This is a genomic window from Pseudoalteromonas sp. P1-16-1b (assembly GCF_001401785.1).
Classification (GTDB): Bacteria; Pseudomonadota; Gammaproteobacteria; order Enterobacterales; family Alteromonadaceae; genus Pseudoalteromonas; species Pseudoalteromonas undina.
Window position 1 is genome coordinate 167,659 of sequence record NZ_LKGQ01000004.1, and the last position, 15,155, is coordinate 182,813.

Here is a 15,155-nt window from a genome sequence, read left to right on the forward strand (position 1 = left end):
AATATGGACTTTATAAGGGGCATAGCAGTACTTGGACTGGTATTTATTAACTGCTATTCCTTTGCAATTTTTGAACTCAATTACACTCCACTTACCACACCTCCAGCTAGCGATAATTTTTTACACACCTTAAGCCTTATATTTGTTGAAGGGCGGTTTCGCACATTATTTACGTTATTATTTGGTGCTGGTCTTTATATTCAGTTTCAGCGTCAGCAATGTATTCAGCCATTAAAAAAACGTCTATATTGGCTTATTGTGTTTGGCTTTATACATGGGTTGTTACTGTGGGCGGGTGACATTTTGTTTTTATATGGGGTGTCAGCATTACTGGTATTACGCTATTTAGATTACACGGACGAAGAGCTTAAAAGCAAAGCGGCCTTTTTTACTTTTATCGCTTTACTTGCCACAGCAATGTTTATGTTAGGGCTTAATGAAGAACCACTCTATAGGGATTCTCCCGAGTTTTACCAGATATATAATAGTTATTACCAAAGTATTGGTGCGCATTTTAGCCAAAATATAACAATGAGCATTTATATGTTGCTAACAGTGCCTATTTTATTACTGTGGGCAAGTGCTGGCTTTATGCTAATTGGTATTGTTGCCTACAAATGTAATGTGTTTAGTGATGGATTTAGCAGGTCGGGGCTAATTAAACTTGCTGTGTTAAGTGTGTTGCTGACTAGCTTACGATTAGTGTTAGAGTCATATGAACAAGGTATTGGTTATGCGTTACAAGAGCCTGTTAATGAACTGGCTGCTTTATGTGTGGCGCTGCTTTATATTCATTTAATCGTTAAACTATGCAATAACAGCGCGCAAATAGGGGGGCTCATTCAACACGTAGGGCGGTTAGCGTTTACTTTATACATAAGCCAAACCATTATGCAGTTATTATTGTTTAAAGTGCTTTTCCCTCAGTGGGCGCTTAGTTTTAACCGCATTGATTATTGGCTTGTTGCTATTTGCTTAGTGGTTGTACAGCTTATGTTTACTGCACTCTACTGTCGTTATTTTAAGCAAGGGCCTCTTGAATACCTATGGCGTAAATTAGCGCAAATTAAGCGCGAAAAAATAGCTTGAGTAGTTTAAACTATGCGCCTTTATATTTAAGAAGATTTGCCATATGACAGACTTAAAGCGTTTAAATAAATTTATTAGTGAAACAGGGTTTTGCTCACGCCGTGAAGCCGATAAATATATTGAGCAAGGTCGTGTTACGGTTAATGGCGAATTACCCGAAATGGGTGTTAAAGTCGCACAAAGCGATGTGGTATTGGTTGATGGTAAGCCATTAAAAGCACCACCAAAACGGGTTTACATTGCTTACAATAAACCAGTCGGTATTACCTGTACCACAGAACGAAAAATTCAAAGTAATATTGTAAAAGCGGTTAATTACCCTGACCGTATCTTTCCTATTGGTCGCTTGGATAGGCCCTCAGAGGGGTTGATTTTTTTAACCAATGAAGGGGATATCGTTAATAAAATCCTTCGTGCTGGCAATAACCACGAAAAAGAATACGTGGTTACCGTAGATAAACCACTAAACCGCCAGTTTGTGAATAAAATGGCAAACGGTATTCCTATTTTAGATACCGTGACCAAAAAATGTAAAGTGACGCAAACGGGTGCCCAGCAATTCACTATTATTTTAACTCAAGGTTTAAATCGTCAAATCCGTCGTATGTGTGAATATTTAGGCTACGAAGTGGTTACATTAAAGCGTGTGCGTATTATGAATGTAACCCTTAAAGGGTTAAAAGTAGGGCAATGGCGTCATTTAAGCGATGCAGAAATGGCGGTTATTAACGACTCGATTGCTGATTCAGGTAAAACACAAGAACATTCGCTGTATGATGATAGTGTGCAGGGCAATCTACCTGAACAATCTAAACGTGCACATAAGCGTGAGTATCAAGGTGACAAGCCTCGAGGTACAAAGAACAACGAACAACATAAGCAAGCCAACAAAAGCAGCCGTAATACGCCTTATCAGAAACGTTCAACCACCTATGTTGGTAAATCAAATGCCAATAAAGCCAATTCCGCATCAGGAACTAAAGCTAAGAGCAGTGGCACGTTAAGCTTAAAAAAGTAATTAAGTTTGTATAAACCAAGCAAATAAAAAACGCAGCCTAGGCTGCGTTTTTTATTAATGATTAAGACTGTTTAGGGTAGTCAATTCTAAACACCACAGTATATAAAACCGGCACCACAATCAGGGTTAGTATGGTGGCAAAACCTAAGCCAAACATAATGGTGACCGCCATTGATTGAAAGAATACGTCAAATAATAATGGGATCATGCCAAGTATTGTAGTGATAGCGGCCATGGCTACAGGACGCACACGGCTTACGCCTGAGTCAAACACAGCTTGATAGGGTGATTTTCCTTCACTAAGTTCTAAGTTTATTTGATCTACCAATACAATACCGTTTTTAATCAGCATGCCGCTTAAGCTTAATAAACCCAGTAGCGCCATAAAGCTAAAGGGGGCGTTCATTACTAACAAGCCTGCGCTTACACCAATAATAGCCAATGGCACGGTTGCCCATATAACTAAGGGCTTTTTCACTGAGTTAAACAGTAATACTGTTACCGCAAACATGGCTAAATAACCCAGCGGTAACGAACCAAAAATAGCCTTTTTCGCTTTGCTTGATGATTCGAACTCACCGCCCCATTGCATTTCATAGCCTCGCGGTAAATCAATTGCTTCAACTTCAGTGCGAACCCGAGCAAATAATTTTGCAGGTGTTTCATCACCCAATACATCATGATCTGCCATTACCGTTATGGTACGTTTACGATCACGACGCATAATTAAGCTGTCTTCCCACTCAACAATAAATTCATCAACTACTTGAGTTACCGGCACAAACACGCGTAATACTGGGCTATAAATTTGTAAATCGTGAACACTGTCTACATTTAAGCGCTCGCTGGCAGGTGAGCGGGCAATAATAGGTAACAATTGCGTACCATCACGATAAACACCCACTTGTTTACCCGACAGGCTCGTTAACAGAACTTGGTCAAGGTCAAACTTGGTGATCCCCAAGCGGCGTGCTTTTTGTTCGTTAAATTGGGGGCGAATCATTTTAGTACGTGCACGCCAATCATCGCGAATGTTAAAAGCACCGTCGTCTTTGGCGATAATTTCTTTTGCTTGAGATGATAGCTGTCTTAATATCACCGGATCGGGGCCTGAAAACCGCGCCTCTATTTTAGCATCGGTTGACGGGCCAATTTCCATTGGTTTTACTTTTAGCTTTGCTGACAGCGGATGTTGCTGTGCGTAATCACGCACCTTTTGCATTACTTTAGCGACCGCATCACGGTTGGTGACACGAATAATTAACTGCCCATAAGCAGGATAAGACTTTTCTGGCGCGTAAGTTAGCATAAAACGCGGCGCACCTTGGCCAACTGTACTGGTGATTTCTGTGACCAGTTCATCCTTTTGCAAATAAGCTTCGAGCTGTTTTATGCCCTCAAGGGTGGCACGAATATCAGCACCTTGATCTTGCCAGTAATCCACATAAAACATCGGTGTATTTGAGGCTGGAAAAAACGATTGTTTTACCGAGCCAAATCCCACTACAGCGCTGCATAAAAGGGCAACCATAAGGACTAAGGTTGTTTTTCTAAAGCGCATAGCCAAATTTAATATCGCTTTATAACCATTGAATATGATGCCTTGATAAGGGTCTTCATGTTCTTGATTATGTTCGTGTTTAAATTCGGTTTCTTTAAACATTAAATGGGCAAAAAATGGGGTAAGGGTAATTGCGGTGATCCAGCTTAATAGCAATGAGATAAACAGCACCCAAAATAAGCTGCCGGCAAATTCACCACTGGCATCTGAGCTTAAACCAATTGGTGCAAAAGCGGTTATAGCAATAACTGTTGCGCCAAGTAGTGGCCATTTCGTTTGATCTACGATATTAACTGCGGCTTTAAGCTTTGTTTGACCGCGCTTAAGGTTGATGAGAATCCCTTCGGTAACAACAATGGCATTATCAACCAGCATACCTAGCGCAATAATTAGCGCGCCTAATGAAATACGCTGTAGATCAATTGCAAACAGCTTCATAAATATAAAGGTGCCTAATACCGTCAGTAATAAAATACCGCCAATAAGAACACCGCTTTTCAAGCCCATAAAAATAAGTAGCACAACAATAACTATTGCAATGGCTTCTATTAAGCTAACAATAAAACCATCTACAGACTGCTCTACTTCTTTTGGTTGGTTATACACCGAGCTAATATCAATACCATGTGGGCGTTGATATTCAAGAGATGCTAAATGTTCATCTATGTGCTTACCTACATCAACAACATTAACCCCAGACATAAACGAAACACCAATAAGCAGCGCCTGTTGTTGATTGTAATGAATGACATTGGTCGGTACTTCAGCATATTCACGGTACACTTGTGCAACATCGCCCAAATAAATTAGTTCACTCGCACCAGGCTTTGAGATTAATAAGGTTTCCAGCTCCGTTACATCTTTAAATTCACCGGTTGGATGTAAGCGAATAGACTCATCACCGACACGAATACGTCCAGCGTTAGACACCGTGTTTTGTGATTGCAGCAAGTCATAAATATGACTAGGTGCAATACCTAGCTGTGCAAGCTTGCGGGTCGATACCTCAACCATTACTTGTGGTTGTTGTTGCCCAGCAATTGTGACTTTGCTCACACCTTTGACTAAAACAAGTTCACGCTTTAAATAGTCAACATAGTCTTTTAATTCATCATAAGAGTAGCCATCGCCAGTAACGGCAAACATAACGCCGTAAACATCGGCAAAATCATCAATTACATTACTCGGGTAAACACCACTTGGTAGCGACGGGCTTAGGTCGTTAATTTTTCGACGCATTTCATCCCATATTTGCCTTAGCTCTTGTTTACGATAGTTACTTTTCATTTCTACGGTAATTTGTGATTTACCATTAGATGAAATAGACGTGACATAATCAACATAGGGGAGCTGTTGGATGGCGTTTTCAATTGGAAATGTTACTTCTTCTTCTACCTGCTGTGGAGATGCGCCCGGATACAAAGTGATTACCATGGCTTTTTTCAAAGTAAACTCAGGGTCTTCTAGCTGGCCTAAATCAAAGTAAGACACGCTGCCGCCTATTAATAGCAACAACGTAAACATCCAGCTAATGACTTTCTTTTCAATAGATAGTTGCGCAAAGCCCATAATTATAAGCCTCGCTCTTTATTCCAAGGGCGAACAGACATGCCTTCTTGTAAAGAGTGAACACCAGCAGACACAATTTGTTGGCCTTCTTTTACGCCGCTAAGTACTTCAATAGTGTCGTGATGTAATTGACCTACTTGCACTGCTTGCTTATGTACAGTGCCAGTTTGCTGATTAAAAACCCACACATAAGCATTATCGCTTAGGCTTTTATTCGGATCTGAAAATACCGACTCAATTGGTAAAATAGTGTAGGGAGTTTGTGAGCGAGTTACTTTACTTAAATCTATCATCACTTGCCCAGACATACCCGCAAGCAAATTAAAATCTTTTGGCACCGGTAATGAAAACACCACTTTATAGGTAAGCGTTGCCGGATCGGCTTGAGTATCCCATTCTTTTAGTGTGAGTTTGTATTGCTTGTCGTGATAGCCATCAAATTCAACCATAGGTTGGTATTGGGTATCTTTTTGAATGCGCGCAACGATTTTTTCAGGAACCTGTATTTCTACATCCATAAAATCGCGAGTTTCTAGGCGCAGAACATTTTGTTTTGCTTGAATACTCTCAAAGTTTTTTACAAACACTTTAGCTACTATGCCAGCAAAAGGAGCACGAAGCTCACTGTATTCTAAATTGGTTTCTGCAATTTTAAAGGCTGACTCGGCAACTTGCTCATTAGCAACCGCTTGATCAAGCTCTGATTGACTGGTGATGTTTTTGTCGAATAATTGTTTAATGCGTTTTAGCTGTGATTTTGCCAGTTCGTATCGTGCTTTACGTTCGTTATATTGTAATTGAAAATCCTCAGGATCTAACTTAGCCAATAGTTGTCCTTTTTCAACTTGTTCACCAGCTAATACAGGAAATTTAACCAACTCACCGTTGACCCTAAAAGCAAGATATGAGCCTTGGTTTGCAACCACTTCAGCGGGGAAGCTGCGAATGTTAGTTTGTGAATCATGACCAATGCTAAATAATTTAACCGGACGAATAGGCTCTTCTTTAGCTATATTCTCGGGCTCTGAGCAGCCTATTAAACTTAGTAATGTCGCAGTTAGTAAACATAAGCGAAACAGTGGCATGATATCTCCATGATAAAAAAAGGCTAAATAAGTGTGTGCAGCATACGCTGCAAACATATAAAATAAAATTCATTAAATTTTAGAAACTCAATAAGTTTTACTTATGATGTGCTGAGTGGCCGATGAAACTTAACCAATTACAAATATTAGATGCTATTGTGCAAAGCGCGAGTTTAAGTGGAGCGGCATTAAAGCTACATAAAACGCAACCAGCGCTCACATTGGCGATTAAAAACTTAGAAGCTAAGTTAGGCTTTGACCTACTGGACCGTTCTCATTATCGCTTACAACTTACCGAAAAGGGACGTATTTTTCATCGCGAGGCTAAACAGTTATTAGCCGCTAATGAGCAACTTACTCAGCTCGCAACAGAGCTGGCATTAGGCAATGAAGCGCAATATAGAGTCTGCTACGAGCAAATTTGCCATATGCAAAGTTATAACGAGATCATAAGTAATACTTTTAAGCATTTTTCGAGTACCGAATTTCGTTTAACCAGTGGTAAGCGGTTTGTATCCTTAGAACAAGTTAATACCGGTCAAGCCGAGCTTGGAATAGGCCCGTGGTTTGATTTATTTCATGCAACTGGTGATTTAGAAAGCCTACCCATTGGTAAACTAGATATTGGCATTGTAGGAGCTAAAGGGATTTTACCTAAGCAGCTTAGCTATGATGAATTACAGCTTTACCCGTGTTTGGCTATGTTTGAAAGTGGCTTAAGCATAGACAGCGATAGACTTTCCTATTCAAAAGGGGCTGCGGTGATGAAAATTGATGATATATCTACCTTGAAGTCTTTTCTACTTTCAGGGGCTGGTTGGGCAATGATGAGTTTAGGGCATTGTAAAAAAGAAATAGCCGCTGGCTCATTACAGCAAATCATTGTAACCGACAGAGAGCACCAGTTTAGTGCGCAAATTAGAGCCTTTCGTCAGCATGCTATGCATCATGGGCCTGTAGCGCGTAAAATCTGGCAGCAATTTAAATTACTCAGTCAGGAGTATTTAAGCAAGAATGGACGTTAATAAAGAAACGGTTATTTACACTATCATAGCCAGTATACCCAAAGGCAATGTTGCCAGTTATGGCCAAGTAGCAGCACTTGCGGGTTATCCTAATAATGCTAGGTTGGTAGGTCGTTTATTAAAAGAGATGCCAAAAGATTCGGCGATCCCTTGGCATCGAGTGGTTAATAGCCAAGGTAAAATATCGTTTCCCGAAGGAAGTGATAAATACCAAGAACAACGACAAAAACTGTTATTAGAAGGTGTTAATTTTAAGAATAATAAAGTGAATATGCGCGAGTGTAGATGGGAGTGATATCACCACTCTCGTCAGATAAGTGCCCGTTTAGGTCGGATAAGCGAAGCGCCATCCGACAAAGTAAAATATCTTGCCAATAACTCTCAATATTTTATGTTGTCGAGTGGCTAGAGAGTGCCATGAGCGGATTTTAAAGGCGTGTATCTGAAACTCTGTTGGGTGGCGCCTTCGGCTTAACCAACCTACCTTTTAACGAGGTTAAACAAGTGGCGGAGCCACGCCATCCGACAAAAATAATGAATTTACCAGAAACAATCTAATTTACCACGTTAGCGATATATAACTGCTTTATACTGTAAGTTAAACCACTCTATACCGACTATCGGCTAAGTGCCAATTGCAGACAGTGGTAACGCCCAAATAACAGGCTGAAAATTGTTGGCCAAAATCCTCGAGGCACGAGCAATGGCCAACTGTTTTTAGTCCTTGTTGATTTGCTTGTTCGCCATTTCTTCTGGGAGTATCTGCTCTAATTTCAGACCATATTGCTCTTCATTATTTACATACTCTTCTTTTAAATATTCGAAGAACTGAGTTAGATGAACATAATGCTCTTCATAATCATCACGGTCACGTAAAGTTTCACTTGTTAATAATTGCTCATTATATAATACAGAATCTCGTATCGCTGATAAAAGCGTTGGAACATATGCTTTAGGTATTTTCATCTTATGCAACCTCTTTAACAACGGATTTTGCTAACTGATTAAGTAAAAGCTTAAATACAGTTAGAGGCGTATTATATGCTGGAGCTATTGTATAATGATATGCGCCTAACCTTGAGTTATAATTATCTTTTATAATTGCCAAACCCTTTGGTAAAGGTGTCCCAGCAGATATCCTATAGTGCTCCCAATTAGGACCTTGGGGAATACCAGGCTTATCAAATGTACTTATGCCTCTAGGACTCTCTTTAATATTGATTTTAGCATTAGCCCCTTCACCGATTAAACTTATATCCGCAGGTCTCGGGCGACCGTTAGATAAAATAATGGTATCTTCAATTAATTCAAATAACTCCATATTTTTTTTACATTTAACCCTCTCCATAAATTTACAGGAACCATTCCCTCATAATATTTAGCGCCGCTATGGCTTACAACTTTATCAGAGGGCACTTTCCCTATCTTTACGCGAAAACGTCTTTATTTCATGAGCTTCTATTATTAGCAAGTAGTGTAACTTATTGCCAGCTATAAATATTACTCTTCCTATGGCTTATATAAATATGTAAAAAAGAGGAAGGTTTCCTCTTATTCTTACTAAGTTAATGACGACTCACTTGAATGACTGGTATTCGCTGTGAGTTCAACCATTCGATGCAACACACTGGTTAAACCAGACTAATCTAAATGGCTTAACCAGCCTAATAAACATAATTACTGATCGAAATATAATGGCTAACACATCCACCAATAACAAAGAGGTGCCAAATAGCATGGCTATATTGAGTGCTTTTTGCACTATAAAAAATAGTACCTACACTATAAAATAAGCCGCCAGCTAATAGCCAATAAAGTGCATTGATAGGCACGTTTAAATAAAGCGGATACACAATGGCTAATGCAAACCATCCCATTAATAAATAAGTAGCCAGTGAAACTTTTTTATTGCCATTTTTAACCAATAGCTTATAAGCGATGCCTGCAAACGCTACTGTCCAAATAAAGACTAAGGTAGCCCAAGACCAGAGCCCAGATAACGACAGCAACAAAAAGGGCGTGTAGGTGCCTGCAATCAGTAAATAAATGGCGCAATGATCACATTTTTTGTAAAACGCTCTCAATCTTGGGCGCACACTGGCGTGATAAAGCGTTGAAGATAAAAATAAAATAAACAAGCTACTGCCGTATATCAGAGTACTGGCATAGCCTTTCACACTATTAGTTTGTTTTACTAAATCCCAAACAACAAAAGCAGCGAATACAATGCCTAAGGCATGACTAATAACATTTAACAGCTCTTCTTTTTTAGAATAGGGAGCTTCAAAAGACATAACAGATCCTACCACTTTGCGAATAAATTTTAGTGTACATGTGTACGCTGAAATTTTCAAATACGAAATAAAGTCATTAATTTACTGAACATTAACAAACACACTATTATTTGGTTTTATTTTTAAATTCATTGGTCAAAATTACTAATCTAGATTTTGTAGATTTCTTTTGAATTTATTTATTTCATTTTAAAACAATGGTTTATAAAGTTTTTCCATTATGGCATAGCCCTTGATTGTAACTAAGCGTACTAACCAATAAACAAACAAGGAATACTATTATGAAAACTTCAATCAACATCACAATCGCAAGCTTACTTGTATTAGGTTCAACTAACGTTAACGCAACAGAAGTCGATTTAAATATTACAGATATGCTAACTAACACTGTGTCTACTTATGTGTCACAGGCAAGCAACGAACTTGAAAAGTCTGTAAAAGAAGCCGTTTCTTTTGATGCACAGGTTATTCTTGACAGCTTACTTGAAAATAATCCTGTGGTTGATAACAGCAACATGGACGAAAAACAACCTGTAGTTAAAGCACAACCAAAGCAATAAAAAGGGAATAAAAGTAATGAACAGTGAGTTCGAATTATTAGCCTTAATGTTGGCACCTGTGGCAAGTATACTGAGTGTTTATTACTTGGTTTACATGATAAAAAATGTGGGAACGAGGTTTAATTAGCGGATGCATTTACACTGTAAAGCAATTGATGTAACTAAAGCTGATCGACTTGAATAAAGCGCACGTAAATAAAGGCAGAGTGTTTGAAAGAAGTAGACTTTATGAAACGTGCGATTTTCCCATTACCTATATTTATATTACCTGAAGGCTATACGCGATTACGTATATTTGAGCCTCGTTATTTAACGATGGTAAAAAACGCATTAAAAACCAATAGCGGTTTTGTTTTATGTACCTTTGAGCATGACACCCCGTTAAACATAAGCGCCCAAGGCTGTTTAATGGATGTTATTGACTTTGATCAAGACGAAAGCGGTATGCTATTAATTGATGTATTTGCATCTAAGAGTGTGCAAATAGATAATGTGTATCAAGATGAGCAGGAACTTCGCCATGGTGATGTATCCGCTTGCAACACACCTTATTGGTACAACAAAGATAACCACGAAATTGGTCAACACCAACTTTTACAAGTAGCACTAGAAGACGTTTTTGCGAATAACCCCGATTTGCAATCGCTTTATAAAACCACCAAATTTAATCAGCTTGCGTGGATTGTGGCGCGTTGGCTTGAATTACTTCCCATTTCTATTGAGAAAAAACAACAACTTGCATTTGAGACTAACTTTGATAACTTGCTTAGTTTCCTCCATACTGTGATTAATAACGAATTTGCCTAAAATAATTATGATCCGCTTGTAACCATTGCTCGTAATGGTATTCACTAAAGCAATAACGGGACATTTTACTATGGTAAGTCAACAACAATCACTAAGTTGTGAACCTAACACAGGTAAGTACACTGCCATGCCAGAAACACCAAGTACGGAACTCAGGGAAGCATTAGTTAATGTAGCTCAATCTCGCGATAAAAAATCTTTCGCGTACTTGTTTGAATATTTTGCACCTAAGATTAAGCGCTTCGGCATAAAGCAGTTTGGTGTAGAAGCCCAAGCAATGGAATTAGTTCAAGAAACCCTCACTTCCGTATGGCGAAAAGCCCACTTATACAATAGTGAAAAGGGTGCAGCTACTACTTGGGTCTATACCGTAATGCGTAACGCCTCTTTTGACATGCTTCGTAAAATGAAAAGTAACAAAGAAGAAAATATTAGCGAAGACATTTGGCCGTTATTGAACGAATCTGAAGATACACATCACGAATACAGCGACCACCTTGAAGACCAACAAATTAAACGTTATTTAGATAAATTGCCTCAAGCGCAAAGAGAAGTTGTGCGCGGCGTTTATTTTCAAGACATGTCGCAAGAGCAGTTAGCTCAACAATTAAACATTCCAGTAGGCACGGTAAAATCACGATTACGTTTAGCCTTGCAGAAATTACGTAATGAAATGGGAGATCAGCATGATTAAACATCACCCGAGTGAAACACTACTGACACAATACTGTGCAGCAACACTTCCAGCATCGCTTAGCCTTGCCGTATCAATACATGTTGATATGTGCCCAGTGTGCCAAGCTAAAGTTGAAAAACTTGAAGCGGCTAATGCGCGAGCAGTTTTTAGTGACAATATGGATGTGGCAACGGATGAGCAAGCCGATCAAGCCGATGATGTAATTGAATTAAGTTTACTTGATATGATCACGGCCGATGACTCGATTGATGAAGTATATTCTGTTGAACCAGTTAGTATTAATGTTAATGAGCATAATTACAGCTTGCCTAGAGCTTTAACACGGATCTCGCATGGTAAATTTACCCAAGTAGGTAAGCTTGCGCGTTCTCGAATAGCCCTTGATGATGGCCATTTACGTTCAAGCTTGTTACATATAGATGCTGGTGGAGAAATTCCGGAGCACACACATACCGGTTTTGAGGTTACTTTACTGCTTGATGGTGAATTTACAGACGAAGAGGGCAGTTATGTTCCTGGTGACTTTATTTGGCAAGATGGCCGTCATCAACACACCCCCCTAACAAAAGAGGGATGTTTGTGCTTTACTGTTGTTAGTAGTGCTCTACATTTCAATAAAGGACTTAGCAAGTTACTTAACCCAATTGGTGGCTTGATTTATTAAGAGAATCTATGCAAACAGATACAATAAAAATAGGTATTAGCGCCTGCTTGGCAGGCGAAAAGGTAAGATTTGACAGTGGCCATAAAAAATCAAATTTTTGTATGGAAGAGCTGGCCAAGCATGTTGAATATAAAATGTATTGCCCAGAGGTTGCGGTAGGATTACCAATACCTCGTCCAACCATTCGTCAAGTAAAAACAGGCGATACTATCAAAGTGTGTCGTCCGGATGGCACGGGAGATGTTGGCCCACAGCTCACAGAATACGGTAAAAAAATAGCTACAGAACAAGCAGGGCATCTAAGCGGATTCGTTTTTTGTGCTAAGAGCCCAAGCTGTGGCATGGAGCGGGTAAAAATATACAATGAAGCAGGAACCGGTAACACCTCTGAAGGCGTTGGTTTCTTTGCTGAACAAATTATGAAACATAATCCCTTACTACCTTGCGAAGAAAATGGACGTTTAAATGATGTTCATTTGCGCGAGAACTTTGTAATGCGTGTTTATACATTACATAACTGGCAACAGTTAGTGAAAGAGCCCGTTACTGTGCATCGTTTGACCCAGTTCCATGCTCAATACAAATATTTGTTAATGGCTCATAATTATCAAGCGTATCGTGATTTAGGCAATCTACTCGGAACGTTTGTTGGTGACGACGTTAATGCTTTGGCCGACGAGTACATATTAGGTTTAATGAATGCGCTTAAACGCCCTGCTTCAAGAAAAAATAATTCTAACACGTTGATGCATTTGCAAGGTTACTTCAAAAAAGATTTATCAAAAATCGAAAAGGAAGAAATGCGAGATGCAATTGATGAGTATCGCCAAGGGTTGGTGCCGCTTTATGTACCACTAACATTGCTTAAACATCATTTAAAGGTTCATCCAAATGAGTATTTAAGTAAGCAAATTTACTTTAACCCTTATCCTAATGAACTTAAGCTACGTTACGGTTTGTAATGAATACACTATTTTGGTTTAGGCGCGATTTGCGCCTTTTTTCTAACGAGGCGCTGATCGAAGCGCTAAATAATGGTGCTAAACACGCCATTTTTTTTGTGTGCGAAAAACAATGGGCACAGCATAATACTGCTGCCATTCAAATTGACTTACTTAAACGCAGGGTGAGTTATATTCGCGAAAAGCTTGCCAAATATGGCGTAAATTTGCATGTAATAGACGCCCCTTTTTTTGCCGATTGCCAAACTAAACTTCTCGATTTTTGTCAGCAACACGATATTAAACACATAATAGCCAACACTGAGTATGAGCTAAATGAATTTAATAGGGACAAAGCGATTCAGGCACAGTGCGACCAACAGCAAATAACATTTACTTTATACGAGGGTGATATCATTGCTCCTGTAGGTAGTGTGCGCACTCAAAATAATGAAATGTATAAAGTATTTACACCGTTTAAACGCGCATGGTTAAAGCAGTATCAAGATACACACTTTAGTTTATTACCGTGGCCGTTATCTGAAGAGCCGATAGAAATCGAACAGTGTGAGTTACTAAGTGGTGATGAAAGCTCAATAAAATGGCCTGTTGATGATGATACTCTATCAACCGTAGTCGATAATTTTATTCACGATAAATTAGCAAGCTATGATGACGTACGAGACATACCCAGTGTAAAAGGAACATCGGGCTTAAGCCCCTATTTAGCACTAGGGGTTGTTAGTAGTAAACAATTAATGGTTAATATACAACAACATTACCCCGATATACTGACCACCTCAAAAAGTAAAACGTTTACCTGGGTTAACGAACTGATCTGGCGTGAATTTTACAAACACCTAATTGCTGAATTCCCAAAACTTTCACGCGGTGCCAATTTTAACGAAAAGTACGATAGTGTGAGTTGGCGTGAGAGTGACGCTGAGTTTAAGCAATGGTGCGAAGGCCGTACAGGCTATCCACTTGTTGATGCCGCCATGCAACAGCTATTGCAAACAGGCTGGATGCATAATCGTTTAAGAATGGTGGTTGCGAGTTTTTTAACTAAGCACCTACTGATTGATTGGCGCAAAGGCGAGCAGTTTTTTATGCAGCATCTTATTGATGGCGATTTAGCCTCAAACAATGGTGGTTGGCAATGGGCTGCAAGTACCGGCTGTGATGCTCAACCCTACTTTAGAGTATTCAATCCCATCACCCAAAGTGAACGCTTTGATCCAAATGGTGATTTTATTCGTAAATATCTGCCTGAATTACAAAAAGTGCCAGATAAACACATTCATTTCCCACATACTTACTTAGCAGCAACGGGACAAAGTGAACACTGTTACTGGCCAGCAATAGTTGATCATAAAGCGGCACGAGCGAGGGCTTTAGCTGCATTTAAGGTGTGATATGGATAACCAATTACCAGTCGATAAATTTGTAGAAATATATCAAAAGCTTGATAAGGATAACCTAGAGTTATTAACTGAAATTTACGCTCAAAACATTCACTTTATAGATCCGCTGCACGAAATTAATGGTCTTGAAGATCTAAGACGTTATTTTCGTGGTTTATATAGTAATGTTAAGTATTGTCGATTTGACATAACTGATTCATTTACCAGTGATAATAATGCATTTGTATACTGGACAATGCATTATTCTCACCCAAAACTTAACGCAGGCAATACAATTTCAGTGCAAGGGCACAGTAAACTAGTATTTGAAGGTGCGAAAATTATTAAACACCGCGATTACTTTAATGCTGGAGAGCTTTTGTATAAGCATATTCCATTACTGGGCAACATTATTAATTTTATTGATAAAAGGGCTGGTTAA

General features: G+C 39.1%; 16 protein-coding genes. 11 read left to right on the forward strand and 5 right to left on the reverse strand.

The genetic code is table 11. The features are described from left to right. Positions 1–3: 3 nt before the first annotated feature. Positions 4–1,089 (forward strand): DUF418 domain-containing protein, encoded by a 1,086-nt coding sequence (locus AN392_RS04840; RefSeq protein WP_055012008.1) that lies wholly within the window; start codon positions 4–6, stop codon positions 1,087–1,089. A 43-nt stretch (positions 1,090–1,132) separates the two neighbouring features. Continuing rightward, the gene (gene rluF, locus AN392_RS04845) at positions 1,133–2,107 is read left to right on the forward strand and encodes a 23S rRNA pseudouridine(2604) synthase RluF (RefSeq protein ID WP_055012009.1); all 975 of its coding nucleotides are present in this window, start codon (positions 1,133–1,135) and stop codon (positions 2,105–2,107) included. Positions 2,108–2,168: 61 nt separating this feature from the next. On the opposite strand, the gene AN392_RS04850 is transcribed toward rluF, so the two are convergent. Both AN392_RS04850 and AN392_RS04855 read right to left on the reverse strand, forming a co-directional pair. Next, complete coding sequence (locus AN392_RS04850; protein WP_055012010.1) at positions 2,169–5,237, reverse strand: efflux RND transporter permease subunit; 3,069 nt, start codon at positions 5,235–5,237, stop codon at positions 2,169–2,171. Positions 5,238–5,239: 2 nt separating this feature from the next. After that, entirely contained in the window at positions 5,240–6,322 is a 1,083-nt protein-coding gene (locus AN392_RS04855) for an efflux RND transporter periplasmic adaptor subunit (RefSeq protein ID WP_055012011.1), read from the reverse strand. Positions 6,323–6,444: 122 nt separating this feature from the next. Here AN392_RS04855 and AN392_RS04860 point away from each other — a divergent pair, with 122 nt between their 5' ends. Together AN392_RS04860 and AN392_RS04865 are read left to right on the forward strand one after the other, a co-directional pair. After that, on the forward strand, positions 6,445–7,347 hold the full coding sequence (locus AN392_RS04860) for a LysR family transcriptional regulator (protein WP_055012012.1): 903 nt from the start codon (positions 6,445–6,447) through the stop codon (positions 7,345–7,347). Further along, positions 7,337–7,642, forward strand: coding sequence for an MGMT family protein (locus AN392_RS04865; RefSeq protein WP_055012013.1), 306 nt, complete (start codon positions 7,337–7,339; stop codon positions 7,640–7,642). Before AN392_RS04860 ends, AN392_RS04865 begins: the two co-directional genes overlap by 11 nt. A gap of 422 nt (positions 7,643–8,064) precedes the next feature. On the opposite strand, the gene AN392_RS04870 is transcribed toward AN392_RS04865, so the two are convergent. The 3 genes from AN392_RS04870 to AN392_RS04880 form a co-directional block, all read right to left on the reverse strand. Continuing rightward, positions 8,065–8,313, reverse strand: a complete 249-nt coding sequence (locus tag AN392_RS04870; protein WP_055012014.1) for a hypothetical protein — start codon at positions 8,311–8,313, stop codon at positions 8,065–8,067. A 1-nt stretch (position 8,314) separates the two neighbouring features. Next, the gene (locus tag AN392_RS04875) at positions 8,315–8,668 is read right to left on the reverse strand and encodes a hypothetical protein (RefSeq protein WP_055012079.1); all 354 of its coding nucleotides are present in this window, start codon (positions 8,666–8,668) and stop codon (positions 8,315–8,317) included. A gap of 343 nt (positions 8,669–9,011) precedes the next feature. Next, the gene (locus AN392_RS04880; RefSeq protein ID WP_055012015.1) at positions 9,012–9,641 is read right to left on the reverse strand and encodes a hemolysin III family protein; all 630 of its coding nucleotides are present in this window, start codon (positions 9,639–9,641) and stop codon (positions 9,012–9,014) included. A 281-nt stretch (positions 9,642–9,922) separates the two neighbouring features. Between AN392_RS04880 and AN392_RS04885 the strand changes: the two genes are divergently transcribed. From AN392_RS04885 to AN392_RS04915, 7 genes are all read left to right on the forward strand, one after another. Continuing rightward, positions 9,923–10,201, forward strand: coding sequence for a hypothetical protein (locus tag AN392_RS04885; RefSeq protein WP_055012016.1), 279 nt, complete (start codon positions 9,923–9,925; stop codon positions 10,199–10,201). A 228-nt stretch (positions 10,202–10,429) separates the two neighbouring features. Then, entirely contained in the window at positions 10,430–11,008 is a 579-nt protein-coding gene (locus AN392_RS04890) for an LON peptidase substrate-binding domain-containing protein (protein ID WP_171040308.1), read from the forward strand. 70 nt (positions 11,009–11,078) lie between these two features. Further along, positions 11,079–11,702 (forward strand): sigma-70 family RNA polymerase sigma factor, encoded by a 624-nt coding sequence (locus tag AN392_RS04895; protein ID WP_010388914.1) that lies wholly within the window; start codon positions 11,079–11,081, stop codon positions 11,700–11,702. Then, positions 11,695–12,369, forward strand: coding sequence for a ChrR family anti-sigma-E factor (locus AN392_RS04900; RefSeq protein ID WP_055012017.1), 675 nt, complete (start codon positions 11,695–11,697; stop codon positions 12,367–12,369). The genes AN392_RS04895 and AN392_RS04900 overlap by 8 nt, the downstream gene beginning before the upstream one ends. Before the next feature lie 8 nt (positions 12,370–12,377). Further along, the gene (locus AN392_RS04905) at positions 12,378–13,331 is read left to right on the forward strand and encodes a DUF523 and DUF1722 domain-containing protein (RefSeq protein ID WP_010388912.1); all 954 of its coding nucleotides are present in this window, start codon (positions 12,378–12,380) and stop codon (positions 13,329–13,331) included. Further along, entirely contained in the window at positions 13,331–14,725 is a 1,395-nt protein-coding gene (gene phrB / locus AN392_RS04910; RefSeq protein WP_055012018.1) for a deoxyribodipyrimidine photo-lyase, read from the forward strand. The genes AN392_RS04905 and phrB overlap by 1 nt, the downstream gene beginning before the upstream one ends. Position 14,726: 1 nt before the next feature. Then, the gene (locus tag AN392_RS04915) at positions 14,727–15,155 is read left to right on the forward strand and encodes a nuclear transport factor 2 family protein (RefSeq protein ID WP_055012019.1); all 429 of its coding nucleotides are present in this window, start codon (positions 14,727–14,729) and stop codon (positions 15,153–15,155) included.